This is a genomic window from Rhizobium sp. C104 (assembly GCF_022354505.1).
GTDB classification, from domain to species: Bacteria; Pseudomonadota; Alphaproteobacteria; order Rhizobiales; family Rhizobiaceae; genus Rhizobium; species Rhizobium redzepovicii.
Genome location: NZ_CP092352.1, coordinates 528,552 through 552,296, shown reverse-complemented (window position 1 = coordinate 552,296; position 23,745 = coordinate 528,552). Strand labels below are relative to the sequence as shown.

27 protein-coding genes are annotated in these 23,745 nt (G+C 57.0%); 18 read left to right on the top strand and 9 right to left on the bottom strand.

The annotated features are described in order from the left end of the window. Positions 1–58 precede the first annotated feature (58 nt). Positions 59–721: a response regulator transcription factor gene (locus MF410_RS30735; RefSeq protein ID WP_125849345.1), complete on the top strand. Its 663-nt coding sequence runs from the start codon at positions 59–61 to the stop codon at positions 719–721. Between the two features lie 6 nt (positions 722–727). On the opposite strand, the gene MF410_RS30730 is transcribed toward MF410_RS30735, so the two are convergent. From MF410_RS30730 to MF410_RS30720, 3 genes are all read right to left on the bottom strand, one after another. Then, positions 728–1,363 (bottom strand): nucleotidyltransferase family protein, encoded by a 636-nt coding sequence (locus tag MF410_RS30730; RefSeq protein WP_239620797.1) that lies wholly within the window; start codon positions 1,361–1,363, stop codon positions 728–730. A 4-nt stretch (positions 1,364–1,367) separates the two neighbouring features. Continuing rightward, a complete protein-coding gene (locus MF410_RS30725; RefSeq protein WP_125849349.1) occupies positions 1,368–1,727 on the bottom strand; it encodes a response regulator in 360 nt (119 codons plus the stop codon). A 99-nt stretch (positions 1,728–1,826) separates the two neighbouring features. Next, positions 1,827–2,129 carry a hypothetical protein gene (locus MF410_RS30720; RefSeq protein ID WP_125849351.1) on the bottom strand — a complete coding sequence of 101 codons (303 nt, stop codon included), beginning with the start codon at positions 2,127–2,129 and terminating at the stop codon, positions 1,827–1,829. Between the two features lie 354 nt (positions 2,130–2,483). Between MF410_RS30720 and MF410_RS30715 the strand changes: the two genes are divergently transcribed. The 4 genes from MF410_RS30715 to MF410_RS30700 all read left to right on the top strand — a co-directional run bounded on the left by MF410_RS30715 (position 2,484) and on the right by MF410_RS30700 (position 6,131). Continuing rightward, positions 2,484–3,341, top strand: coding sequence for a winged helix-turn-helix domain-containing protein (locus MF410_RS30715; protein WP_239620795.1), 858 nt, complete (start codon positions 2,484–2,486; stop codon positions 3,339–3,341). Further along, positions 3,305–3,877, top strand: a complete 573-nt coding sequence (locus MF410_RS30710; protein ID WP_239620793.1) for a hypothetical protein — start codon at positions 3,305–3,307, stop codon at positions 3,875–3,877. Before MF410_RS30715 ends, MF410_RS30710 begins: the two co-directional genes overlap by 37 nt. Positions 3,878–3,991: 114 nt before the next feature. After that, positions 3,992–4,579: a TetR/AcrR family transcriptional regulator gene (locus tag MF410_RS30705; RefSeq protein WP_239620791.1), complete on the top strand. Its 588-nt coding sequence runs from the start codon at positions 3,992–3,994 to the stop codon at positions 4,577–4,579. Positions 4,580–4,631: 52 nt separating this feature from the next. Beyond that, complete coding sequence (locus MF410_RS30700; RefSeq protein WP_125849357.1) at positions 4,632–6,131, top strand: aldehyde dehydrogenase (NADP(+)); 1,500 nt, start codon at positions 4,632–4,634, stop codon at positions 6,129–6,131. A 63-nt stretch (positions 6,132–6,194) separates the two neighbouring features. Here the strand turns inward: MF410_RS30700 and MF410_RS30695 are convergent, their stop codons facing one another. Further along, on the bottom strand, positions 6,195–6,776 hold the full coding sequence (locus MF410_RS30695) for a cation transporter (protein ID WP_125849359.1): 582 nt from the start codon (positions 6,774–6,776) through the stop codon (positions 6,195–6,197). Between the two features lie 300 nt (positions 6,777–7,076). Between MF410_RS30695 and MF410_RS30690 the strand changes: the two genes are divergently transcribed. The 8 genes from MF410_RS30690 to MF410_RS30655 all read left to right on the top strand — a co-directional run bounded on the left by MF410_RS30690 (position 7,077) and on the right by MF410_RS30655 (position 14,506). After that, positions 7,077–7,907, top strand: coding sequence for an alpha/beta hydrolase (locus MF410_RS30690; RefSeq protein ID WP_125849361.1), 831 nt, complete (start codon positions 7,077–7,079; stop codon positions 7,905–7,907). 26 nt (positions 7,908–7,933) lie between these two features. Then, the gene (locus MF410_RS30685) at positions 7,934–8,653 is read left to right on the top strand and encodes a hypothetical protein (protein WP_125849363.1); all 720 of its coding nucleotides are present in this window, start codon (positions 7,934–7,936) and stop codon (positions 8,651–8,653) included. A gap of 187 nt (positions 8,654–8,840) precedes the next feature. Then, entirely contained in the window at positions 8,841–9,254 is a 414-nt protein-coding gene (locus MF410_RS30680) for a heme-binding protein (protein WP_125849365.1), read from the top strand. A 487-nt stretch (positions 9,255–9,741) separates the two neighbouring features. Next, positions 9,742–10,221, top strand: a complete 480-nt coding sequence (locus tag MF410_RS30675; protein WP_125849367.1) for a sigma factor-like helix-turn-helix DNA-binding protein — start codon at positions 9,742–9,744, stop codon at positions 10,219–10,221. A 376-nt stretch (positions 10,222–10,597) separates the two neighbouring features. Then, positions 10,598–10,900 carry a UBP-type zinc finger domain-containing protein gene (locus MF410_RS30670; RefSeq protein ID WP_125849370.1) on the top strand — a complete coding sequence of 101 codons (303 nt, stop codon included), beginning with the start codon at positions 10,598–10,600 and terminating at the stop codon, positions 10,898–10,900. 23 nt (positions 10,901–10,923) lie between these two features. Next, positions 10,924–12,579, top strand: coding sequence for an FAD-dependent oxidoreductase (locus MF410_RS30665; RefSeq protein WP_125849372.1), 1,656 nt, complete (start codon positions 10,924–10,926; stop codon positions 12,577–12,579). A gap of 195 nt (positions 12,580–12,774) precedes the next feature. Continuing rightward, entirely contained in the window at positions 12,775–13,218 is a 444-nt protein-coding gene (locus tag MF410_RS30660; RefSeq protein ID WP_125849374.1) for a hypothetical protein, read from the top strand. Positions 13,219–13,504: 286 nt separating this feature from the next. Next, positions 13,505–14,506: a PAS domain-containing protein gene (locus MF410_RS30655; RefSeq protein ID WP_239620789.1), complete on the top strand. Its 1,002-nt coding sequence runs from the start codon at positions 13,505–13,507 to the stop codon at positions 14,504–14,506. On the opposite strand, the gene istB is transcribed toward MF410_RS30655, so the two are convergent. Next, a complete protein-coding gene (istB, locus tag MF410_RS30650) occupies positions 14,507–15,301 on the bottom strand; it encodes an IS21-like element helper ATPase IstB (RefSeq protein ID WP_096772310.1) in 795 nt (264 codons plus the stop codon). Further along, a complete protein-coding gene (gene istA / locus MF410_RS30645) occupies positions 15,291–16,811 on the bottom strand; it encodes an IS21 family transposase (RefSeq protein WP_141399585.1) in 1,521 nt (506 codons plus the stop codon). Before istA ends, istB begins: the two co-directional genes overlap by 11 nt. Positions 16,812–16,910: 99 nt before the next feature. Here istA and MF410_RS30640 point away from each other — a divergent pair, with 99 nt between their 5' ends. From MF410_RS30640 to MF410_RS30630, 3 genes are all read left to right on the top strand, one after another. Beyond that, positions 16,911–17,597 carry an ATP-binding protein gene (locus tag MF410_RS30640; protein WP_239620787.1) on the top strand — a complete coding sequence of 229 codons (687 nt, stop codon included), beginning with the start codon at positions 16,911–16,913 and terminating at the stop codon, positions 17,595–17,597. Beyond that, a complete protein-coding gene (locus MF410_RS30635; RefSeq protein ID WP_125849379.1) occupies positions 17,578–18,207 on the top strand; it encodes a response regulator transcription factor in 630 nt (209 codons plus the stop codon). Before MF410_RS30640 ends, MF410_RS30635 begins: the two co-directional genes overlap by 20 nt. 79 nt (positions 18,208–18,286) lie before the next feature. Next, positions 18,287–18,658 (top strand): response regulator, encoded by a 372-nt coding sequence (locus MF410_RS30630; protein ID WP_125849381.1) that lies wholly within the window; start codon positions 18,287–18,289, stop codon positions 18,656–18,658. 24 nt (positions 18,659–18,682) lie between these two features. Here MF410_RS30630 and MF410_RS30625 read toward each other — a convergent pair whose 3' ends face one another. After that, positions 18,683–19,048 (bottom strand): helix-turn-helix domain-containing protein, encoded by a 366-nt coding sequence (locus MF410_RS30625; RefSeq protein WP_125849383.1) that lies wholly within the window; start codon positions 19,046–19,048, stop codon positions 18,683–18,685. Between the two features lie 119 nt (positions 19,049–19,167). On the opposite strand from MF410_RS30625, the gene MF410_RS30620 reads away from it, so the two are divergent. After that, positions 19,168–20,154 carry an MDR family oxidoreductase gene (locus tag MF410_RS30620; RefSeq protein ID WP_125849425.1) on the top strand — a complete coding sequence of 329 codons (987 nt, stop codon included), beginning with the start codon at positions 19,168–19,170 and terminating at the stop codon, positions 20,152–20,154. 207 nt (positions 20,155–20,361) lie between these two features. After that, a complete protein-coding gene (locus tag MF410_RS30615) occupies positions 20,362–20,976 on the top strand; it encodes a hypothetical protein (protein ID WP_130742793.1) in 615 nt (204 codons plus the stop codon). A gap of 30 nt (positions 20,977–21,006) precedes the next feature. On the opposite strand, the gene MF410_RS30610 is transcribed toward MF410_RS30615, so the two are convergent. Beyond that, positions 21,007–22,032: an NADP-dependent oxidoreductase gene (locus tag MF410_RS30610; protein WP_239620785.1), complete on the bottom strand. Its 1,026-nt coding sequence runs from the start codon at positions 22,030–22,032 to the stop codon at positions 21,007–21,009. A 247-nt stretch (positions 22,033–22,279) separates the two neighbouring features. After that, on the bottom strand, positions 22,280–23,530 hold the full coding sequence (locus MF410_RS30605; protein WP_130696064.1) for a hypothetical protein: 1,251 nt from the start codon (positions 23,528–23,530) through the stop codon (positions 22,280–22,282). Between the last annotated feature and the right edge of the window lie 215 nt (positions 23,531–23,745).

The following is a 23,745-nucleotide window of genomic DNA, read 5'->3' as shown; positions in this document are numbered from 1 at the left end:
CGATCCGCAAAAGCTATGTGTCGAGTTGGACACGAAATGCTTCTAAAGGGTTTAACCAATGACGACGCGCCCATTCAAATCCGCGGCGGTTAGCCCACCCGATAGTTCGGCCGCGTTGGTTATTGTCGTCGATGATGACGATGGTATGCGAGAAGGTCTTCGAGAGATCCTGCAATCGGTGGGGATTGAGACCCTTGGCTTTGGATCAACTGCGGAACTATTGGGTGAAGCACTTCCTGATCGTCCCGGCTGCCTCGTCCTCGATGTCAGGTTGCCGGGCCTAAGTGGGCTCGATCTGCAAACCAAGCTCAATGCATTGGGCAATCAGCTGCCGATCATATTCATGACAGGGTATGGGGACGTCCCAATGAGCGTCAGGGCGATGAAAGCTGGTGCAGTGGACTTCCTGACCAAGCCCTTTCGCGACCAAGAAATGCTGGACGCTGTGGCGATTGCCATTGAGAAGGACCGGGCCCGACGCTTAGAGGTTTCGGCGAACTCTGAAGTTACCGCCTTGGCCGCAACGCTCACCCCTCGCGAAAAGCAGGTGATGGCGGCCGTTGCCACGGGCCTTCTAAACAAGCAGATCGCTCACGAGCTGGGACTTAGTGAGATCACGGTCAAGATTCACCGCGGAAACGTCATGCGGAAGATGAAAGCCACATCAATCGCCGATCTGATCCGTAAGGTAGACAGCCTGCAACCTGCCAGCGTCGGTTAGCGAGATCTATCGAGTAAGTTTTCCGCCTGCTATGATAAGATCTTCTACGGTGTCCACGTCGAGGCTGGCCGCGGCGCCGATCTCAACTTCGATGATCGAGACGCCAGAGTTCTGAATGATCTGACGAGCGCCGATATCGCCTTTCAACTCCATCACAGAGACACGCAGCGACTGCGGGAGAATAGTTGGATTTCCGCGTTTGCCATGAAAAGTGGCGCGGACAATAGCCTTGCCGTCAGAATTCTCAAAAGCCTGGATCAGCATCGCAAGGTGGTCGGCTGTAAGGCCCGGCATGTCCGCTAACATGATGAGAACCCCATCAGCCGACATAACCTTGGAGGCCGAAAATCCGGCGATCAATGAGGTCGCCATACCATTACGGTAATGTGGATTGTAGATAGTCTCAACTGGGATACCTGATAAGGCGGCAGAGATTTCATCGTGCCGATGACCCACCACCACAGCAACCGAGCTGGCGCCGCTCCCCAGCGCCACAATGGCTGAGCGGCGAACGAGGGGAACATTGTCAAACTCTGCCAAGAGCTTGTGCTTTCCGCCCTCGCCCATTCTGCTGGCCGTTCCGGCGGCGAGCAGGACAACCGCGACCGAAAATCGCTTCGCAGAAGTCGGCGCAACCCTCACACCTTCAGCCTTCGATACACTTCACGAGGTCATCTGCAAGGATGGGCTTTTGCAGCAGAGCTTGCGCTCCACCGGCAAGAGCCTTCCGGATGATGCTTTCGTCCTTCAGGGCCGTCATCATCACTATTCGCATGTCGGGGTGTTTTTTTCGAACAATGTCCAAAAGTTCGAAACCGCTCATGCCGGGCATATTGATGTCTGACAAGAGCAAGGTGAGACCCTCCTTTTGATCGAAGGTCAGGAATGACTCACCTGACGGGAATGGCAACGGCTCGTAACCCATCGCCTCCAGGAAGCCGCTTGTTGCCTCAAGGAGCACTTCGTCGTCATCGACGATCGCTACGGATTTCTTAACGGCAGACACTGGGCTTTTCCTTTCACGGCTGCCGATGCAGCCTCGCGGCGACAGTAGGACTTTTCCGAGCCCTCCGAAATCATACGATGGTTTGTAGTTTATGTACTGCTAATGAAGCGTATTCCCGCCAACGGATACGACCCACTCGCGCCGACGCTGATTTCTGACAGGTGTACCAATCACTTCGCAGCCGACATTGTTCCGAGAGCGGCTTCCGGCCCGCATGATCTTGCTTCTCTGGAACGGAGATAGAATGCCCTGATAGACGATCTCGTCGGTGAGGTCTGGAAAATGGATCGGGCTGCGCTCGTATGCAGTCTCCGAGGGCGTATCAAAGACCAAGCCGCTTCCGTATGCTGCAGCTTTCATGATGCCAGAAGAGCGTGTGATGGTGCCGAGATAGACATTCATAATTAAATTCCTTGGGCTGATTTGTGGATGAGCAAGAGATGCCCTGTTCCCGTCCAGGTTTCGATTGAACGGTGGTTTCGGCGCCCCAAACCATTGTATGGGGTAACGAAAGCTGATCCCGAGATCTGCGCCATCATGTCCCCGCCCTTGTTCAGAACAACGCTTTGTAATCGCTGCAGAAAGATCCTGTTGCGCGGCTCCAAAGCGACGCCGATACCTATACCGGCGTATAGGGTGACTGCACCTTGGTTGTGATTGAAGCATCCCTTTCATCAGGTAGCCTCTCACGTCATCACCGGTACCGTGATCGCCATTTGAAACGGTCGCATATCGACAATGACCTGGGAGAACACAATGAACAGCTCGTCTTTCGGCGAATTCGCATTCGACCTCCAAGCTCGACAGGTCACCCACCTGGGAGAGCGCGTGCACCTGGGGTCACGAGCGTTCGATATCTTCGCTTCGCTTGCGAGCCGCCCGGGCGAGATCGTAACGAAAGACGAGATCATCAAGTCGGTATGGGGCAGCACGCATGTCGACGAGGGAGCGCTGCGCGTTCACCTGGTCGCCCTTAGAAAAGCATTCGACGACAAGGGCGCCACCGGCATTATCCGAAACGTCGCGGGGAAGGGTTACGTTTTTGCCGCCTCTGTGACGCGCAAGCCTCCCTTGGACACACCGGTGCAACAGGCTCAGGAGGGCAATCTGCCCTGGCCACGCCGACCATTGGTCGGTCGCGATGCAGTTTTGGCCCGGTGGGCACATGAGCGTCACCGTTTGGCGACCATCGTCGGCCCCGGAGGTTCTGGAAAGACTGCACTTGCCATCGCGATTGGGAACCTCCTGCGACTGGAAAAGAAGGTGTTCTATGTCGACCTAACTGAGGCTCGCGACGAAGGAGACTTACTCTCGGCTGTAGGAAAGGCGCTACTACAGCACTCGCGCACTACATTGACGGTCGCGAGAATCGCTGATGCGGTAGGCGATGACGACATCATGCTTATTCTGGATGGCTGCGAACACATCGTGGACGACGTCGCAACGTTCGCCGAAACATTTGTCGCCAGCACGGGCTCTGCCATGGTTCTCGCGACCAGTCGCGAACCACTACGCAGCCTTGGCGAACGCGTCAGGCACCTAACTGGACTCGACCTCCCAGGAAATGACGATGCGGAATGCTTGGAAGCCTCCCCGCCCTCTCTTACTTTCTAGAAGAAGCCTTGGCTGCGGGCGCTGAGATCAATACTGCTGACCCACTGACACTCAGACTTGCTGCCAATATTGCCCGTCGATTGGATGGCCTGCCGCTCGCGCTCGAACTCGCAGCGCACCGGGTAAGGGACCTTGGCATTTCTGGTCTCGACGCAGCACTACATGAGCCTCTGGCAGTTCTTCGCTTTGGCCGCCGGACTGCGCCCGAGAGACACAAGTCCCTACGTGCGAATTTGGATTGGAGCTACAGGTCTTTGACTTCAGAAGAACGGGACGCGTTTTGCACGCTTGCGAGCACTGAGACGACCGGGTCGCGCCATCGCCGCATCGATGACGAGGCGATGGAAGGGTTGATTTCGAAGTCCCTGCTGAAATCTTCCTCTGGGACCCATGCCTGGTTCCTATCTGAGGCATCGGCACAATTCGCCGCCGAATTAGTCGCGAAGCAAGGTCGTGACAACTTCGGAATGCCGGGAATTCCTGGCCGTAACCCGCATCCAACTCCTGAAATGGGTTCGGGACCAAGGCCAAGCTGATTCAATCGGCTCAGATTCATGAACCTGCACCCCTCAATTTTCAGCTACTATTAGCTCGCGGGGCTTGAAGGCTGACGGCTGCGTTCGTATCCCCTCTTGAAAAGGGAGACGACAATGGCACCGTCTGTGAGGGAACGGATCTTGGCGGCTGGTCTGGAGCGCTTTCACGCGCTTGGATATGAGGGTTGTGGCGTCCAGGAAATTTCTGACACCGCAGGAGTTCCAAAGGGGAGCTTCTATAACCATTTCAAATCGAAGGAGGAGTTGGCGGTCGCGGTGTTGGAACAATACGCGGCTTCCTCTCAAAGGGAAATTCTCCTCGACGCCAACCTCGCACCCATAGATCGGATACGACGCCACTTCGAATTTTGCCTGGCGCGTCATCAGCAAAACGGTTTTGACCGCGGTTGCCTGATTGCCAATCTAACCGCGGAGAACTCGACGGCGGTTCCTGATTTACAAGCAGCTCTGCGGTCGGATCTCGACAGATGGACAGAGAGCTTGGCAGCAGCCGTGAAAGCAGCACAAGAAATCGGACAAGTTCGTGCCGATATCGAGGCGAGTGATCTCGCTCGATTTTTGGTGAGCAGCTGGGAAGGTTGTGAACTCCGCACGAAGCTAACCGGCGACCGTGGTCCGCTGGATGACTTCTTCAAAATGGCCTTTGCATTGCTCAGCAATGTAGGTCCGCATCAACTGTAGAAAGGCCCCCAAAATGTTAAACGGTAGCTTGCTCATCGGTGGAACCGCCCGGATGGGCAAAGGAAAGTCGTTCTTTGCAGTCGAGGCTGCGACCGGCAACAGCTTGCCCGTCGAATTCGCAGGTGCCACGCTCGATGAGGTGAACGAAGCTTCGGCCCTGGCATGGGAAGCATTTCCAAGCTTCAGCGAAACTGGCCTCGAAACGCGAGCCGCTTTCCTTGACCGTGTTGCTTTAGAAATTGAGGCAATCGGTGACGACTTGATCGTGCGGGCCATGGCTGAGACCGGCCTCCCAAGGGGTCGTCTCGAAGGCGAGCGGGCCAGGACCGTCGGTCAACTTCGACTGTTCGCCAAGGAAGTAAGGGCTGGCCGCTTCCAAGAGCTACGATTTGATGCTGGCGATCCGACCCGGAAGCCCGTTCCCAAGCCTGAACTGAGACTTCGAAACGTCGCCTTGGGTCCAGTCGCTGTTTTCGGTGCGTCAAATTTTCCATTGGCGTTCTCTGTTGCAGGCGGCGACACGGCATCCGCGCTGGCGGCTGGCTGCCCGGTTATTGTCAAAGCCCACTCTGCGCACCCCGGAACCTCCGAGCTGGTTGGGCATGCCGTACAAAAGGCTGTATCCGACAGTGGTCTGCATCCGGGGACCTTCGCGATGCTGTTCGATACCGGCTTTGAAGTCGGACAGGCACTTGTCGCCGATCATCGGATCAAGGCGGTCGGCTTCACGGGGTCCAGACGCGGTGGTATGGCACTGGTGAAGATCGCATCAGAGCGCAAGCAGCCGATTCCGGTCTACGCCGAAATGAGCAGCATCAACCCAGTCATCCTATTTCCCAATGCGTTGCAGCAAAGGGGAGCGGACATTGGGAAGGCGTTCGCAGGATCGCTCGTCTTGGGTGCTGGTCAGTTTTGCACGAACCCCGGTTTGTTGATCGCGATTGACGGTCCCGGCCTTGACGCCTTCAAAGATGCGGCGCGGGCGGCACTTGCGGAGACACCGGCGCAAACAATGCTGACCGGCGGGATCTTCAAAGCTTACTGTGAAGCGGTACAGCGACTGGCGTCTCACTCTTCGGTGGCGGAGCTTGCTCGCGGACAGGATGGCAAGGAATTTCAGGCCGCTACGGTACTTTTTGAGACCGACGCTTCATCGTTCCTCGCTCACCCCGAACTGCAGGAAGAGGTCTTCGGTGCGGCAGGCTTGATCGTCAAATGCTCGGATGAACGCCAGGTCTTGGAGGTCCTCGATAATCTGGAGGGTCAGCTGACGATTGCGCTGCAAGTTGACGAGGCCGACCACCCCGCAGCCCAAGTGATCGTCCCGCGCCTCCAACAGCTGGCAGGGAGATTGCTGATCAATGGCTTTGGCACCGGCGTCGAAGTCTCGCCTGCAATGGTCCACGGAGGTCCCTTCCCGGCAACATCCGATGGACGCTCCACGTCGGTCGGAACACTGGCGATATATCGTTTCCTGCGCCCGGTCTCCTATCAGGACTTCCCGGACGTCTTGCTGCCGTCGGCTCTCCAGAACTCAGGCACAGGAAAGTAACATCCTCGCCTCGAAGGATGCCCATGACGAGCTTGACCGTAGCTTGATGGGCATCCCTACACATCAGGCGACTGCTTCATGCTCCTTCCGTGCGGCGGACCACACTTCCTTCGCCGCATCGAGGTTCATCCATGCGATGCCAAGGCCCACGATCAGGTCCGGCCATGGCGAGCGCCACAGGTAGAGCGTGACGGCTCCTGCGGCGATAATAGCGACGTTGGCAATGGCGTCATTGCGGGCGGAGAGGAAAGCCGCCTTGGTAAGTGAACCACTTGCATCACGGTAAGCCGCCAGCAGGTAGGCGCACGAGAGGTTGACCACGAGTGCGCCGAGGCCAGTCAGGCTGAGCGCAAGTGGTTCCGGTGGGACGGGGATTTCGAACTTCTGCCATGCGATCCACAGAAAAGCGACGGCCGGAGCGAGGAGTATGACCGACATGGCCATTCCGGCATGTGCGCGGTTCCTCGCCGACCATGCCATTGCCACGAAGATCAGCAGATTGACGGATGCATCCTCGAAGAAGTCGGCGCTGTCCGCCAGAAGTGATGCCGATCCAATCCTCAGTGCGACGACGAACTCGACTCCAAAATACGCCAGGTTCGCGAGCGCGACGATCAGAACAATCCGCCGAATTGCGTTATCCATGAACCATTGCTCCTATTGTGGGGTCGATCAGTGGCTTCCTCCGCGGAATTGTCAACTTCCGCCGCACAGCGGGTCGCGACAGGCTCGCCGAGAAAATTCGGCACCTCTTTCGAATGAGATTCGAATGCGCAAGCCGGGTGCCAACGCCTTCTCTTTGCTCAGCAATATAATGGCTGCTCCCGGGTATCTCGACCTTAACATCACTTAATATGCCTTAACTCGCGTGATTGGCACCCGGCAGGCAGTATCTCCTCGGAAACACACACGGCTCGAGCCGCATCACCGAGGAAGGAATACAGCATGTCCGCCACATTGGAGACAGCACCTACCGAATACGTCGAGGCTGGGGGCATACGGTTCGCCTATCGCCGTCTTGGGTCGAAGACCGGCGTGCCGCTCGTCTTTATGCAGCACTTCACCGGAACAATGGACGCTTGGGATCCCATCGTTGCCAATTCACTTGCAGCGGATCGCCCGGTGGTGATCTTCAACAATGCTGGCGTCGGGACATCTGGCGGCAAGACGCCCGACAACGTCGATCAGATGGCGACCGACGCTGAGAACTTCATCAACGCACTTGGCCTTGGTGAAGTAGATCTCCTTGGCTTCTCGCTCGGCGGTTTCTTGGCGCAGGTCATGGCCGCCCGTTCCGCCGTCAAGGTCCGCAAAATCATCTTGGCTGGCACCGCACCAAAGGGAGGAGAAGAGCACCTCATGGAGGTCGTCCAGGACGCGTTTTCCAAAAATGCTCCTGATGTGCGCCTCCCCCTCTTCTTCCCGCCGTCAGACGCAAGCCAGGCAGCTGCGAGAGCCTTCGTTGCCCGTGCTACCGTCCGCAAGAACGATCGTGACCCCGAGAGCGGCGAAGACGTCAGCAATCCTCAGGCCGCTTCAATTATCGGCTGGTGCGCTGAGCAAGACCCGGATCACGCCTCCCTGAAGGCAATCAAACAGCCTGCTCTGATCGTCCACGGAAGCGACGACACCATGTTCCCGTCGATCAACGCGTACGAGATGTTCAAGAACATGAGCACGGCCACCCTGATCATCTATCCGGACTCTGGCCACGGTGCGCTATTCCAGTACCCAGAGACCTTCGTCGCCCACGTCAAAACATTCCTGGACGCCTGATCGCGCCACACACAAGGAGAAATACTATGAACGCACTCGCACAGAAGATTATCGACGCCCACGGTGGTCTCGATCAGTGGAAAAAGTTCTCTCAGCTGTCCGCTCACCTCGTCCAAGGCGGCGCCCTTTGGACACTGAAGGGCCAGGCTGGAAAGCTTGATGAAACGAACGTCACCGTCGGTCTCGGCGATGAATGGGCATCGCACTCCCCTCTGGGTCCCGAGGCGAAAGTCACACGCTTCGAACCAGGCAAGGTCACCATCAAGGACAACGGCGGGAATATCGTCGGCGAACTCGAAAGCCCTCGCGCGTCGTTCGCTGGCCACACCTTGGAAACACCCTGGTCTGAGGAGCAGCTTGCCTACTTCGCCGGGATCGCCATGTGGACCTATCTCAATATGCCGTTCCTGCTCGCGGCGCCGGGGGTCGAAACCGAAGAACTCGGTGACTGGACGGAGAAAGGCGAGACCTGGAAGCGCCTGAAGGTGACGTTCCCGAAAGAAATCGCGACCCACAGCACCGTCCAGACGCTCTACATCGATGAATCCGGTCTGCTGAAACGTCACGACTACGACGTCGAGATCGCTGGCAACACACCTGGTGCACATTACATCAGCGACTATACCGAAGTTCAGGGGATCAAGTTCCCGACCGTGCGCCGTATCTTTCCACGCCAGCCCGATGGACAATCCATGGCCGAGCCTTTGGTCGTTTCCATCGATCTCTCTGACATCAAACTAAGTTGATCGCCCGGCGGGCGAGGCACCGCCCTCGCCCGCCCTCAACGGTCGCACGCGGTGTTCGACCTGCAATCGGCCGCTCGTCACAAGCCGCACGAGTCATCACCGTACCCGATCTCACAATCGCACTAACTGCACCCAGCCGCTGCTGGGTGCGGTGTCGCCCCGATCCCTCAGCGCACTGGATAACAGCATGAGTGTCCTCGACCTCTCCCTCGCCAGAGCCATGATCGAAAAAGCCGAACATGCGGCCAACCAGATCGGCGTTAAGTCCACAATCGTCATTCTCGATGGTGGTGGAGACCTGGTCGCCATGGCGCGGATGGACATGGCGTGGCCAGGAGCATTCGACCTGGCGATCGGCAAAGCCCGGACTGCCAGGGCGTTTCACGCCCCGTCCGCTGCCTTCGTTCCAATGATCCAGCCAGGACAATCGCTATTCGCTGTCAGCTCGGTCAATGGCGGGGCTTTCGTCATCCTTGGTGGGGGCATTCCGATCCTTCTCGATGGCAACGTGGCCGGAGCCGTTGGCGTCAGCGGTGGCTCCATCGAACAGGACATTGCCGTTGCTGAAGCTGCGCTTCAAGCTCTTCCAAACCCAAACTAGCAGAAGAAATCCAATGACTAGCCTCGTAGACATTGCCGTCGAAGCACACGGTGGAATGGACCGGTTTCCTTGCCGCCAAGCTTCACCAAGGTGGCGTCTTGTGGGGTCTTAAAGGCAAAGCCGACGTCCTCGTTAGAAGGAACGCGTCTCGCACGCGGCTTTTTACTGCCCAGAATCCGAAGGTTTTGCGGCCCCTCGTTTTGGTTGGGGGATCCAAAACGAGGGGCCGCGACGCGAATGCGGCTTGGAGAGCATTCGCAGCAAGGGGCTTGCCCTCACGACCAGCGGCTAGCGGGAGGGCGGTCCCGGGCGGCTGATGAGACGAATGTACCCAATTGCGCGACCAATTCTTTGACAATCCGATCCTGTCACTACGCTTCCTACCCACTCCCACTCCCACTCAAGCGCTACGCGAGCTGAAGCATCAACGACGCGGCGGCGAAATCATCCAAGATTTGACCCCGTCCGGCGCTTAGAGAAAGAACCTATGAAAAACTTTAGCGAAGCAGTTCTCCCACACCTTCCGTCGTTGAGGCGTTTTGCGCGAGGCCACTGTCCGGACGTGGATGCAGCGGATGTCCTCGTGCTCACCACTCTTAAGAAATTGCGAGCTCGGTGGCTGTGGATGGGACACTCAAATGTACGCCTCAATGCTCTTAGGTTGATGTGTGGCCTGGTGGACGGGAAAGCGTCGGCAACGCCGTCCGCTGACTATCCTGAAAACTATGGGCAAAAGGTCATCGGACCAGCGATCGCTTTGTCAAAACTCGCGCCGGTCCAACGAAGCTCGATCCTTTTGACTTCGGTAGAGCGGCTCTCTCATCGCGAGGCTGCGCAGGTCCTGGATATTTCGGAGGGCGAGCTTCTACGTTTGCTGCCGCAAGCGCGGGAGCAGCTCAGGCTCATCGTTGAAGCCCCAATCCGGCAAACGCTCATCAAAAGGCCTTACCTGCGGAGGGTGAAGTGACAATTCGGGTAATCACAGAAGCAGACCTTCAATGCTTCATCGACCACAGTCTTGCTCCAGAGAAAAAGATTGAAGTCGAGACCTATCTCCATGGCGATCTGAGCGCCGCCCAGCGTGTGGGCGCCTATGAACGTCAGGCCGAGGCTCTTCGTCGAACGCTTGACCCCGTCGGGGCTGAAGACGTACCCGCAAGCTTAAACAATGCACTCCATAACGCGGGATATCAGCTACCGCGTCAGACGGCGCTCGTCCTTGGGACGGTGGCAGGAATTTTTATCGGGGCCTTAGCCGGGTGGATCTCCCGCCCGTTGCTAGAAGCAGGCACTTCGATACAATCTCCCGGTCAATTACAACAACCAATCGGATGGGGGTCCCCATGAGTACGTGCAACCATGGATCTAGCGTACACAGAGTGAAACCTCGCACATTGGGCTGCGAGGAATGCCTGGAGATTGGTCAAGGCTGGGTACACCTCAGGCTCTGCCGGGAATGCGGCCATGTCGGATGTTGCGATGATTCCATCGGTCATCATGCCACCAAGCATTTTCAGGAGACCGGCCACCCGATAATCGAAGGCTACGACCCTCCCGAAGGTTGGGGCTGGTGCTTTGTCGACGAGACCATCGTCGAACTTCCCGATCGGACACCACATCCGGGGCCTATTCCCAAATTCTATTGAAGCCGGAGCGGCGGAGCATTCTCATGGCAAATTCGAATAATCGCGCGGAACAGATGTTTCCAGTCTTGAGCCCGACGCAGATGATATCGGCCCGGAGGTTCGCCAGCGGGGAACCTCACCACTTTTCTGCAGGCGAGATAGTGGTGCATTTCGGCGAAAAAGACGCGCCAGTCTGGCTGGTGCTTGAAGGAAGCTTGGACGTATTTCGACACGACGGCCTTTCGCATGAATTGAATGTGGTGACCCATTCGCCCGGCCAGTTCACAGGCGAGGTCAGTCAACTGGCAGGTCGACCTTCATTGGTGAGAGGCGTCGCCGGTGCGGAGGGGTGCGTTGCGCTACCCTACGACGGATCACACCTCCGGGCGTTGGTTATTGGTTCAGCCGACATTGGCGAATTGGTGATGCGAGCCTTTATCCTTCGTCGAGTTGCTTTGATCGACACCGGAGGTGCTGGTTCGATCCTAATTGGCACCCCTGGAAGCGCCGCAATCACTCGTCTGCAGGGATTTCTCACGCGCAGCGGCTATCCTCACTTGGTTCTCGACGCCTCAGCGGACGAGAGTGGCCGTGAGCTAGTCAAAAAGCTTGGCGTCTCGGCCGACGCCTTGCCTGTCATGGTTTGCCCTAGCGGCAGTGTGCTCAACAATCCAAGCAATCAGGAAGCCGCTCTTTGTCTTGGGATCACACCGGACATCAACACGGACGTCCTGTACGACGTTGCAGTCGTCGGGGCAGGCCCCGCTGGATTGGCTACATCGGTCTACGCCGCATCCGAAGGCTTGAAAGTGATAGTGCTGGATGAACGAGCTGTTGGCGGCCAAGCCGGGGCGTCGGCTCGGATCGAGAACTACCTTGGCTTTCCAACGGGAATATCGGGACAAGCTCTCGCTGGCAGAGCGTTCAACCAAGCCCTCAAGTTTGGTGCAGAGATCGCGCTGCCAATCGAAGTTCGAAAATTCGTGCCCGCATCAGATGGTTATCACTCCTTGGAACTGGATGACGGTCGGTCCGTTCGGGCCAAAACTGTCGTAATCGCGTCAGGTGCTCGGTACCGCCGACCAGCCGTCGCGGACATTGATAAATTCGAGGGATCGGGGATTTCCTACTGGGCCACATCTGTTGAAGCCCGCCTCTGCCAAGGTGAAGAGATCGCGCTTGTTGGCGGCGGCAATTCCGCGGGACAGGCGGTCGCCTACCTGGCGCCGCAGGTAAAGAAGCTGCATCTCGTTGCCCGCCGCCCCCTGGAAGAAACCATGTCTCAGTATTTGGTGGACCGCATCGGGCAGCTACCAAATGTCGAAATACATATGGGCTGCGAGATCGACGCTGTATCCGGCGACACCCGCTCTGAGCTTTCTGGAGCCGTCGTCAGGAACAACGCGACGGGTGAAAAGCGAGATCTCGAGCTGCGCCATATGTTCCTCTTCATCGGCGCGGATCCCAACGCCGGGTGGCTGGTCGAGCATGTGAAGCGCGATCGCTCTGGCTTTATTCTCACAGGCCCCGAGACTACCGGCGCCAACGACGGTCAACGCACATCTCTTGAAACTAGCCTTCGAAATCTTTTCGCGATTGGCGACGTCAGGTCCGGTTCAACGAAGCGCGTCGCTGCCGCTGTCGGTGAAGGCGCAGCCGTCGTATCCCAAATCCATGCTGCATTGAAGGCATTCGCCTAACACACAGGTGGCTCGACGACCATTTTATCTCAGGAGGCCGCTCCGATCGCGGCTGAGAAAAGGCTGGAGCCGTCGACATGAACCGGCGCCATACCCCGTCGATCCGGATGCAGGACCTGGGGTCTTCTTGACTGCATGAAGAGTCGACGCACTTTGTCCTTTGTCTGCTGACGTTCATTGCCGGAGAGGTTCCCGATGCCGAAAAGCACAAAAAAGGAGCTGCCGAAATTTCCTTGGCCGGAGGTCGAAGTGGGAGATTGGGCTGGAGAATTCGCCCAACGCCCATCCGGCTCCATCGGCCAGCACATCCAACCTGGACCTCCGGAGATGTCAGTCGAATTTACATACCTCATAGTGGGCGCGGTCGTGATCTCGCCTCGCACAAAAATGCGGTGGCCTGCGGTCGTTTCGTTCTGGGTACGCACTCCGCTAACGCCGCAGCGCGTCGAAGCTGGGTTTATGTTCAAGTCAGAAAACATGCCGTCCTTCAACCTTGGGCTTGAGGTTACAAGGCAGCAATTTACCGAAATGGTGTGGCTCTTTAGCCAGAAACTCCTGAACAACTTCTATTTCAACGTCGGGCACGGAGCCGAAAACCATTGGCCAGTCAAAAGCTGGGGTGCCAGCTTTCAGCTGTAGCCCTGTAAACACAAGCCCGGAGATAGACCCACACCCGTTGTTGGCGGGTAGTTTTTCCGCTCGTCGCATGGAATACGATCCGACTTCCGAATTCGGGTCCTCTGAAGACTTCGGAAAACACCACATCGGGATTGATGACTGCCGGATCGTACAATACTTCGAGAGACGGCCCGTTACGGATCCATCGATCCCGACAATCGTAGAAACGTTACCTTAGACCACAGTACAGGTGACATCGCCGTTGAGAGTGGTACGATTCTTGCGGATTGGGGGCTTTGCGATCGGGATGACATCAACACACTTTTTCAATGGTCGAACGGACAACGGGTACGGCACCGTCCTTGCTGCTGTGGCGCTGGTTCTTGCTGGGACCATCTTTTACATCGACACATTCACCAAGATTGAAGGCGCAATCGCGGTCCTCTATGTAATCGCTCTCCTTCTACTTGGGGATATCCTAACTGCCCGTGGCCATGTGACCGGGTGCGTGGTGGCGGTCGTGCTTGCTGCCGCGTCCTACGTCTACGCTCACAGCGACGCGCTTATCGACCTGCAATCGTTGCTTCGGCTCAGCGTCGCTCTGGCCGCACTAGTCATCACGACGTCTCTGCTGATGCGAAATGAAGCGTCACGGTCCGAGCTAATCGCCACTAACGCCGCACTTCGCGAGAGCGAGAGTAGATATCGAGCTATCTTTGACCGCACGAAAGTTGCACTCTGGGAACGCGACTACTCCTCTGTTCGAGAGATTTTGCTCTCGCTGAAGGCGCAGGGGGTCGACGACATTCGAGAATATGCGCGACAACAGCCAGAAATCGTCGATAGATGCGTCGCCGCGGTTCGTACCGTGGCGGCGAACGAGGCGGCGGTCGAACTATTGGGTCGAAATGCAATTGATCAAACGCCGGGATCGCTGCGACGGATCCTGCCGCCCGGCGATGAAACCTTTCTTGACCTGATGGAAGCAATGTTCCAGGGGCGCCGCTCATTTTCCGACAGCGTGACTGTGGTCGGTGACGATGGCGAAAAGAAGCTTGTTCTTCTAACGGTCAGCTTTCCGGAGGATGCCACCGCGTTCAACCGCGTGGTCACGGGCATGGTAGACATCACACAGCGTGAGCTTGCTCAAAAGGCGTTGCAGGATGCGCGAGCAGAACTTGCGGCATCGTCGAGAACAGCCGCGATCGGCGCTCTCTCGACGTCGTTGGCCCATGAGTGTTGGTTTCCACGCGGAACTGAGCCGGTTTTTCCACCGAGAAGTGAGCCACCTCTAAGTATGGTTTTCTGATCATGCTTTGGTCAATGGGTTGGCCTTTTCTCCTCTCTTTTGTGCCGCGGCGGCCGAGCTGGCTTTGAAGCGGAAGCTGTCGTTCCCGGTTTCCAGGATATGGCAACGGTGGGTCAGGCGATCGAGCAGAGCGGTCGTCATCTTGGCGTCGCCGAAGACCGTGGCCCATTCGCTGAAGCTGAGATTGGTGGTGATGATGACGCTGGTGCGCTCGTAAAGCTTGCTCAAGAGGTGGAAGAGCAGCGCTCCACCCGAAGCACTGAACGGAAGGTATCCCAGCTCATCGAGGATCAGCAGATCGAGGCGAACCAGTGTCTCGGCGATCTGGCCTGCTTTTCCTTTGGCCTTCTCCTGCTCGAGCCCATTGACCAATTCGATGGTCGAGAAGAAGCGGACCTTTCGGCGATGATGCTCGATCGCCTGGACACCGAGGGCGGTCGCGACATGTGTTTTGCCTGTGCCCGGCCCGCCGACAAGCACGATATTCTGCGCTCCGTCGATGAACTCGCATCGGTTTAGTTGGCGCACCGTCGCTTCGTTGACTTCGCTGGCGGCGAAGTCGTATCCGGAGATGTCTTTGTAGGCCGGGAAGCGGGCAGCCTTCATATGATAGGCGATGGAGCGGACCTCGCGTTCGGCCATTTCGGCTTTCAGCAATTGGGACAGGATCGGCACGGCTGCATCAAACGCTGGAGCCCCTTGCTCGATCAGGTCCGTGACGGCTTGAGACATGCCATACATCTTCAGGCTACGCAGCATGATGACGACGGCGGCGCTGGCAGGATCATGACGCATGACGACCTCCTACGATCCGGACCCGCAGACCGTCATAGCGTTCTACATTGGCCTTGGGTTCAAGCAGCAAGGTCAGCGCCTGTGGCGTGTCGATGTCAGGACCATCAGTCGTCTTCCCATCGATCAGACGATGCAGCAGGTTCAGCACATGCGTCTTGGTCGCGACGCCTTGATCCAGAGCCAGTTCCACAGCCCTGACGACAACCTGTTCGTCGTGATGAAGAACCAGAGCGAGGATGTCGGCCATCTCCCGATCACCACCGGGGCGGCGAAGCATCTGATCCTGCAGTTGTCGAAAGCCCGGCGGCAATTCCAGGAAGGGTGCGCCATTGCGCAAAGCACCGGGCTTGCGCTGGATGACGGCAAGGTAATGCCGCCAGTCATAAATCGTCCGTGGTGGTTTGTCGTGGCTGCGTTCTATGATCCGCGGATGTTCGCAGAGGATATTGCCCTCGGCTGCAACGACCAGCCGCTCGGGATAAATCCGCAGGCTGACGGGCCGGTTCGCAAATGATGCAGGCACACTGTAACGATTACGCTCGAAGGTGATCAAGCATGTCGGTGAGACGCGCTTGCTCTGCTCGACGAAGCCGTCAAACATGGCGGGCAATGCCATTAAGGCAGGCTGCTCATCACCCCAAACATCTGCGATCGAACCGGACAAGGTGCCATGCGGTGTCTCGCGCCACAGGTCCTGGCAATGCTGTTCCAGCCATGCGTTCAACGCCGCTAAATCTGGAAAGTCCGGCATCTGTTGCCACAGCCGTGGTCGGGCATCCTGGACGTTCTTCTCGACCTGGCCTTTCTCCCAGCCTGCGGCGGGATTGCAGAACTCGGGCGCAAAGACGTAGTGGTTCGTCATCGCCTGGAAGCGGACGTTGACCTGCCGTTCCTTGCCGCGGCCAACACGATCGACCGCGGTCTTCATGTTATCATAGATGCCGCGACCAGGTACGCCGCCGAACACGCGGAACCCGTGCCAGTGAGCGTCGAAGAGCATCTCGTGCGTCTGCAGCAGGTAAGCTCTGACCAGAAAGGCGCGACTGTGTGATAGCTTGATATGGGCGACCTGAAGCTTCGTGCGCTCGCCGCCGATTACGGCATAGTCCTCACTCCAATCGAATTGGAATGCTTCGCCTGGGCGGAAAGACAGCGGAACGAATATGCCGCGGCCCGCCGTCTGCTGCTCAACCCGCCACTCACGGGCGAACGCGGCGACCCGTCCATAGGAGCCGGTAAAGCCGAGAACCACCAGATCGGCATGAAGCTGCTTCAGCGTTCGGCGCTGCTTGCGCGACCTTCCGGCCTCGGTCTGCAGCCAGCCAGCAAGTTTGTCGGCAAAAGGATCAAGCTTGCTCGGTCGTTCCGGTACCGTGAACGTCGGCTCGATCGTACCGGCACTCAAATACTTCGCGATCGTGTTGCGTGACAGTCCAGTGCGCCGGCTGATCTCGCGGATCGACTGCTTCTCGCGCAGCGCCATCCGACGGATGATGTTTAAAAGTCCCATGTGGATCACTCCGTTGCCCCCGTCGCTCTCCGCGTTGGGGGAAGGTTCACATGGCTCAATTCTCAATGGAAATTATGCGCCTAACCGGCTCAGTTCTGCGTGGAAACCAACACCCATGAGCTTAACCAGCCGCTTGGCGCGATAATTGTGAGTGCACAAACGCTGGTCAGATGGCTGGACCGCGATCCACCCGATCTTGCCGCCGCAAAGCGGGCAACGGACCGGATTGTTCGAGATGGCGAGCGAGCAAGCGAGATCATAAAGCAAACACGGAGCAGGATCGAACAGACACAGAGCGAACCAACGAGCGTGGACCTCGTGCATCTAGTCGAGGAGACATGCGCGATTATGGACGCGGAGTTTGACGGGCATCGGGTGAAGCACAAGATCATCGCTTCCAAGTCCGTTCCGCAGGTCATCGCCATGCGGATCGAGCTCCAGCAGGTTCTGATAAACCTCGTAACGAATGCAATCCAGGCTCTTGCCAACTCCCGGCAGGCAAATCCGCAGGTGAATATCGAGGTCCGCCCCGGGGATGGCGATCAGGTCGTGATCTCGGTTGCCGACAATGGTCCCGGCATCGCGGAAGACGCCGTTGATAAGCTCTTCGCGCCCTTCTTCACCACCAAAGAGACAGGGATGGGAATTGGCTTGTCTGTCTGCAAGACCTTCGTAGAGGCGATAGGCGGAAGATTGACCGCTCGAAACAACGCTTCGGGCGGCGCGGTGTTCGAACTTTCTCTTCCACTGGTCGGAGCTAAAAAGCATGAAACGCAATACGCATGAACAGGTCGCACCGACGGTCTATTTGTTGGATGACGACCACTCGATACGTGAATCTTTGAGCGACCTGTTTCTATCCGTAGGCATCCCTGCCCGAAGTTTTGGATCTTCTAAGGAATTCCTTGAGGGGGCAGACGTCGCAGCGCCTGGCTGCATCCTGCTTGATGTCCGACTTCCTGGGGTCAGCGGTCTGGATTTTTATCGCGAACTCAATCGCATTGGTAGCAAGCTACCCGTGATTTTCCTCACCGGGTACGGCGATATTCCGATGGGCATCCAGGCAATGAAGGACGGAGCAGTAGACTTTCTCACCAAGCCATTCCGCGACCAGGACGTCCTTGACGCGGTGACCGTCGCATTGGCGAGGGATGCGGCGGCTCGAGAAGCCGTCGCCGCCACCCAGGATGTCCGGCGGCTGTTGGAAAGTCTGACACCGCGAGAACGCGAGGTTTTAACAGCAGTGAACAAGGGATTGATGAACAAACAAATCGCATACCAGCTGGGCATCAGTGAGGTGACGGTGAAACTGCATCGCGGTAGCGTTATGAGGAAGATGCAGGTCCGAACGCTCGCAGATCTCCTCAAAAAGATGCACCAAATCACCGGAACCTAGACCCAGGTGTGGTATCGAAGCGCTCGGCGAGAGCGCATAACTCAATCCGTGTCCAACTTTCACATTCAGGCTTCCGAAATTGCCCATTTCCAAGACCATCGCGGTCGTTGACGACGATCTTGCCATCCGCGAGGCACTCGACGACCTCATGGTGTCCTGTGGATACGAGAGCCGTTTATTTTCGTCAGCCGAAGACTATCTTGCGGCGCCCGATCGCGAGAATGTTGATTGTATGCTCCTAGATGTCGACATGCCCGGCGGCTTGAGCGGCCTGGATTTGCAAAAGATCCTGAGCACGGATCAAAAGCGGCCGCCGATCATTTTCGTCACATCGTATCTTGACGGACGTACTAAAGCCCAGGCGATGGACGGCGGAGCATTTGCATTCCTCGGCAAGCCCGTCGACGTGAAGGCTCTCCTAGCCCATGTGGAATCCGCGCTGCAGTTATAAGAATGCTGGTCTGGAAACCTGTTTTCAGGCCTGACAGTGAGGTTCGAGCGGGGGCAGCTTTTGCTGCTCAAGCCGGTAACGCTCACCCCAGTCCCGCAGGCTCAACATTACGGGCGCTAGAGTTCGCGCCAAATCGGTCACCTCGTACTCTACGCGCGGGGGAACAACCGGGAAAACGTGGCGTGTCACCAATCCATCCTCTTCAAGCTCACGCAGTTGAAGTGTGAGCATGCGTTGAGTCGCGCTCGGGATCAGCCTCGTGAGTTCCATAAACCGCTTCTTTCCCATCAGAAGATTGAAGAGGATTAGAGGCTTCCATACACCGCCGATGACAGACAGCGTCAGTTCGACCGCACAGTCGCTCTTCGGATTTAGGCGTTTAGGTCTCACAAGATCCTCCGTGGGCGATACTTACAAAAATGGTAGTATGAGCTATAATTGTGGGTTCTTTCAATGATCGCCGCAAGCCCCTAAAAGTCATGGCAATTATCAATCGAAAGGAACGTACCATGACATTTCGGGCTATCCTTGCTAATCGTGCGACCGACGGCGCCGTCACGACCTCGGTCGAAGTCTTGGATGATCGGATACTTAACGATGGGGACGTCAAGGTTGCGGTTGAGTGGTCGAATGTGAACTACAAGGACGCGGTCGCTATCCTGACCCCTCGGATCATCAAGTCCTTTCCACTAGTCCCGGGCATCGATTTTGCTGGCACTGTCGCAAGCTCGCGCGACGGCCGTTTCAAAGTTGGGGACAAGGTTGTCGCGACTGGATGGGGGCTCAGCCAAGATCATCACGGAGGCTATGCGCAGCAAGCAAGCGTCAAGGGCGATTGGCTGGTAAAACTGCCAGGGTCGATCAGCACGCGCGATGCCATGGCAATCGGAACCGCAGGCTTTACGGCGATGTTGAGCGTACTTGCGCTCGAACATAGCGGGATCAATCCCGAGCGTGGAGACATCCTTGTGACCGGCGCGTCCGGTGGCGTCGGTTCTGTTTCGATCGCCATCCTGGCCGAGTTGGGCTATCGGGTGACTGCTTCGAGTGGCAAGTCCGTTGAGGCTGACTACCTGAAGTCGCTCGGTGCTTCCGAAGTTATGGATCGAGCCCTGCTCTCGGAGGACGGTCCGCCACTGGGGGCCGATCGTTGGGCGGGCGCTGTCGATGCGGTCGGTGGCAAGACCCTTGTAAATATCTTGAGCCAGACCAAGTACCGCGGTGCCGTGACAACCTGCGGCTTTGTAGGCGGAATGGAGCTTCCAGCTTCGATATTGCCCTTTATTTTGCGGGGTATCACTCTTTGTGGGATCGATTCCGTCAATGCGCCACAGTCTCTACGTGAGGTAGCGTGGAAACGCTTGGCGACCGATCTGGATCTTAGGAAACTCGGCTCCATGGTGAGCGAGGTCGGGCTTAATGAAGTCAGGGGCGTTGCCGAAAACATGCTTCAAGGCAAGGTTCGCGGCCGTACGCTAGTCGACGTGAACCGCTGAGAGACTCGACAGGTGCACCAGGTTGTGACCATACTCGCCCTCGGGTTGAAATTCACTGAACTTCGTCGGGGGACGTTTTCATGGACCTTCTCATCAACCGCAGGGGGTTGCTGTTAGCGGTGCCCGCCGGATTGTTGTCGAGCTGCGGGCTAGGTGCAAACACCGCAGATGTAAGCCGGACTGTCGCATTCGAGATTCGAGAGCCTTGTGCGGCAGATAAAACATGACATTGGGACCTATATATACCGACACCAAAATGACAAGTCAGCAGTGGGAAGCGGGAAAGTTTGCGCTGGCGCGGTGGATTTCATCGTATCGAAAGTAGCGATAACGGTCACTGCTAAAGTCGATCAAACAACGTCCGGAAGTGGTGGACTGCAGGTCCCAGTAAACCTTGCAACATTGGACGGCAGTGTCGGCGTATCTAGGGTGTTAAACGATACGATCACCACGAAGCTTTCAATTTTCCCGTTAACAGCGGCAGCCGATGCCGAGATCGAAGACGAAAGCTCGAAGAAACAGCGCATCATTAACCCACCACCGGCGCCCCCGGAGTTTCGCGGAACGCCAATCGCGGACGCGCTCGACAAGCTTCGGCAGGATCTTATCGCAACTTCTGACACCGCACCGTGCTTCAATTTCGGCCAGGGTGAACAGAACGACAATACGGTTCAGTGGGCCTTCAGCGTTTCCGACAAAATTGAAGGAAGCGGCAAGTTTACCCTCGTCCTATTTTCAGTAGGCGCGGATGGCTCGCGTACAAAGACTTTCGCAAACACGATTGATGTTACCTTTGTCGGAACAGGCGAAGGCTTCGGCTGAGAGGCACCGCAATGTTAGGATGTAGATAGGTTATCGCGAGCCAGAAGAGACTCGAACGAGAAGCTTCCCAAAGTTTTTGCCCGAAAGCATCCCGATGAATGCATCGGGCGCGTTCTCCAAGCCGTCAACGATATCTTCGCGGTACTTGATCTTCCCTGACGCAACAAGCGGTCCGATTTCCTGCCGGAAGGCGGTGTAGTGTTCCTTGACGAACTCGGTGTTGATGAAGCCTCGCATCAGCAGGCTTCGTCTCAGCACGGCGGACATCGTGGCAGGCAGCTTGTCATGGTCTGATGAGCTCGCACCGTTGTAGTTAGCGATCAACCCGCAAACGGGGACACGTCCATAAAGGTTCATCAGCGGCAGAACGGCGTCCCACACCGGACCTCCAACGTTTTCGAAATAGACGTCAATACCGTCTGGGCATGCGTTTGCGAGATCGGACGCAAAACCCTTAGATCGATGATCGACAACTGCATCGAAGCCGAGCTCGTCTCTCACATAGGCACACTTCTCCTGGCCGCCCGCGATGCCGACGGCCCTTGCACCTGCTAACTTCGCGATTTGCCCCACCAAGGATCCTACCGGCCCTGAGGCCGCGGCGACAACAACCGTCTCGCCCTTTTTGGGCTGCCCAATCACTTTCATGCCGCTATAAGCCGTGAACCCCGGCATTCCGAGCACACCGATGGCCGTGGTCACTGGTGCTCCGTGGGTATCGACATGCTGTATGGACTTCCCGTTTAGAACGGCGTCCGTGCACCATCCAGTCCGAGCACGGACGATTTCACCAGGTTTGAAGTCCTGGTGTCTGGAGCGAGTCACTTCGCACACCGTCTCCCCCTCCATGACGCCGTCGATCGCCACTGGCGCGGCATACGATTTCGCGTCGCTCATGCGGCCGCGCATGTAAGGATCTAAAGAGAGGTAGAGCACGCGAAGTGCCACTTCGCCTTCCTGCACTTCGGGCAACTCGCGGTCTTCAAGCCGGAAGTTCTTCGAGGTTGGGGACCCTGAAGGTCGGCTGGCGAGGACGATCTGTCGTGCAGTGGTCATGGGCATTTCCCTCGTGAACTCGATTACCGACCGATAGATTGCATCATGTCGCCAGAAGGCAAGACCTCAGAATTGAGTTACAGGCCCGCCAGATTTTGCGCTGGCGCTGCGGTGCTGAAACCTTACTTAGGTCAAAGATCAGCGACAAATTCATTAGCGTCAGAAAACACCACTGCAGCAATACCTGGCGGAGAGGTCGACTTCCAACCAGCACGCGACTCTCGCTTTATGGTGATGAAAACGGCACTTATTCGGCCACGGCATATGTAGCCACAATCGTTCCACCCGTGACGAATGCGGACTTACTGTCAGCGGAGAATGACAGGCCTATCGGCCCCCAACCCGGCTGCCGCACTTTCTGAATCACTTTACCAGATGTCATCGAAATCAATGCAAGTGCGGCTCCTTGCTCGTCCGGGAGCGATATCAAACCCCAGCGGCCATCTGGGCTGACGGCCGGATGCAAACTCCGGGAAAAATACGAAGCAGTGCCAGAAATCGTCCATTTCACGAGACCGGTTGGGAGGTCCCGGAATTCAGCGATCATTCCCGATTGTGGTATGGGCTGGGGGCAACGGTCTGATAGTTCACACACCCAACCCGTCGCGCTCAAATTGCCCATCATCAGGACGCTCGAGGCATCGCTCGAAAGAACGAACGGCGACCACTGAGCAGTCTGCGGCAAAGGAACGATTTTCGGTGATTGGCCTTGAACCCAGAGCAACCATTTGCTGGGTCCCCATTTCACGAGGACGTGTGCCCTCCCGGATGGGTCGATCTTGGATTTAACAGCTTCCAGGCTTCTTTGATCGGCTAGCCCTGGCACGTTTGCCTTTTCCACGGCTTGTAAAATCGCTCCCGTATTAGCGTCAACGAAGGCAAGCGTTTGCTTATGCTCGTCTTCCTTTTCGTCGTCACGCTCGTACATCCCAAAGCCCGCGAGTGCTAACCCCGAACCATCGATCCAGTAAAGCTCATCGAGTGCGCCACCTGGATGAGTGAGTTCGGGCAGCTTCGCCTGTGAGCCATCCACGCGAAAGAGATATGGCCGCAGAGAACTATACGAGACGCTGCCTGCCACGGTCGTCTCACGCTTCACGCCGATAACTGACGAGGAGTCATCCAGCCAAGTAAAGGGAGCCGTCAGTGTGAAGAGGTCTCCAGGAAGTTTTTCATTCACCGTATGAGCGCGACCACCACGCGTCACATCACCGAGCCACAAACCTTTCCAGGAACCGAACGCGTAAACAAGCTCGCCGTTTGGCGACAGCGCAGGCGGGACCATCCTCGGCCAACCTTCGGGGATCGGCGTGCACCGCAAGGTCTTCAACTTCATCGGACCGGCGGGCGTCGGCTCAAGCATGGCGAGAGTGGGACCCCAATTGTCGCCGTAGCAGCCAATCTGTTCAGGAGCAGCGATGACCCCATCGACAGCCCCAAATGCCGCGATTGCTGATCCTATGGTAACGGCAATTACTGACGCTGCTTTCAAATTCATCCAATCCCCGCTCCAAGCCAATTCGCATACACTTCGCTGTTACCGATGGTGTTTCAAGGCTTCCTTGCTCGCCGCTAAGCCACTAGCTGTTCCAAATAATTGTTTCCGGGACTTCGCAAAGGCAACCTAGCAGGCCAGCAATCAAATGCCTTCTCAGCTAGCGTCAATAAACCTAGATAGGTGGTTTCCCTGATCTCGGAAAATCCTAACGGAGA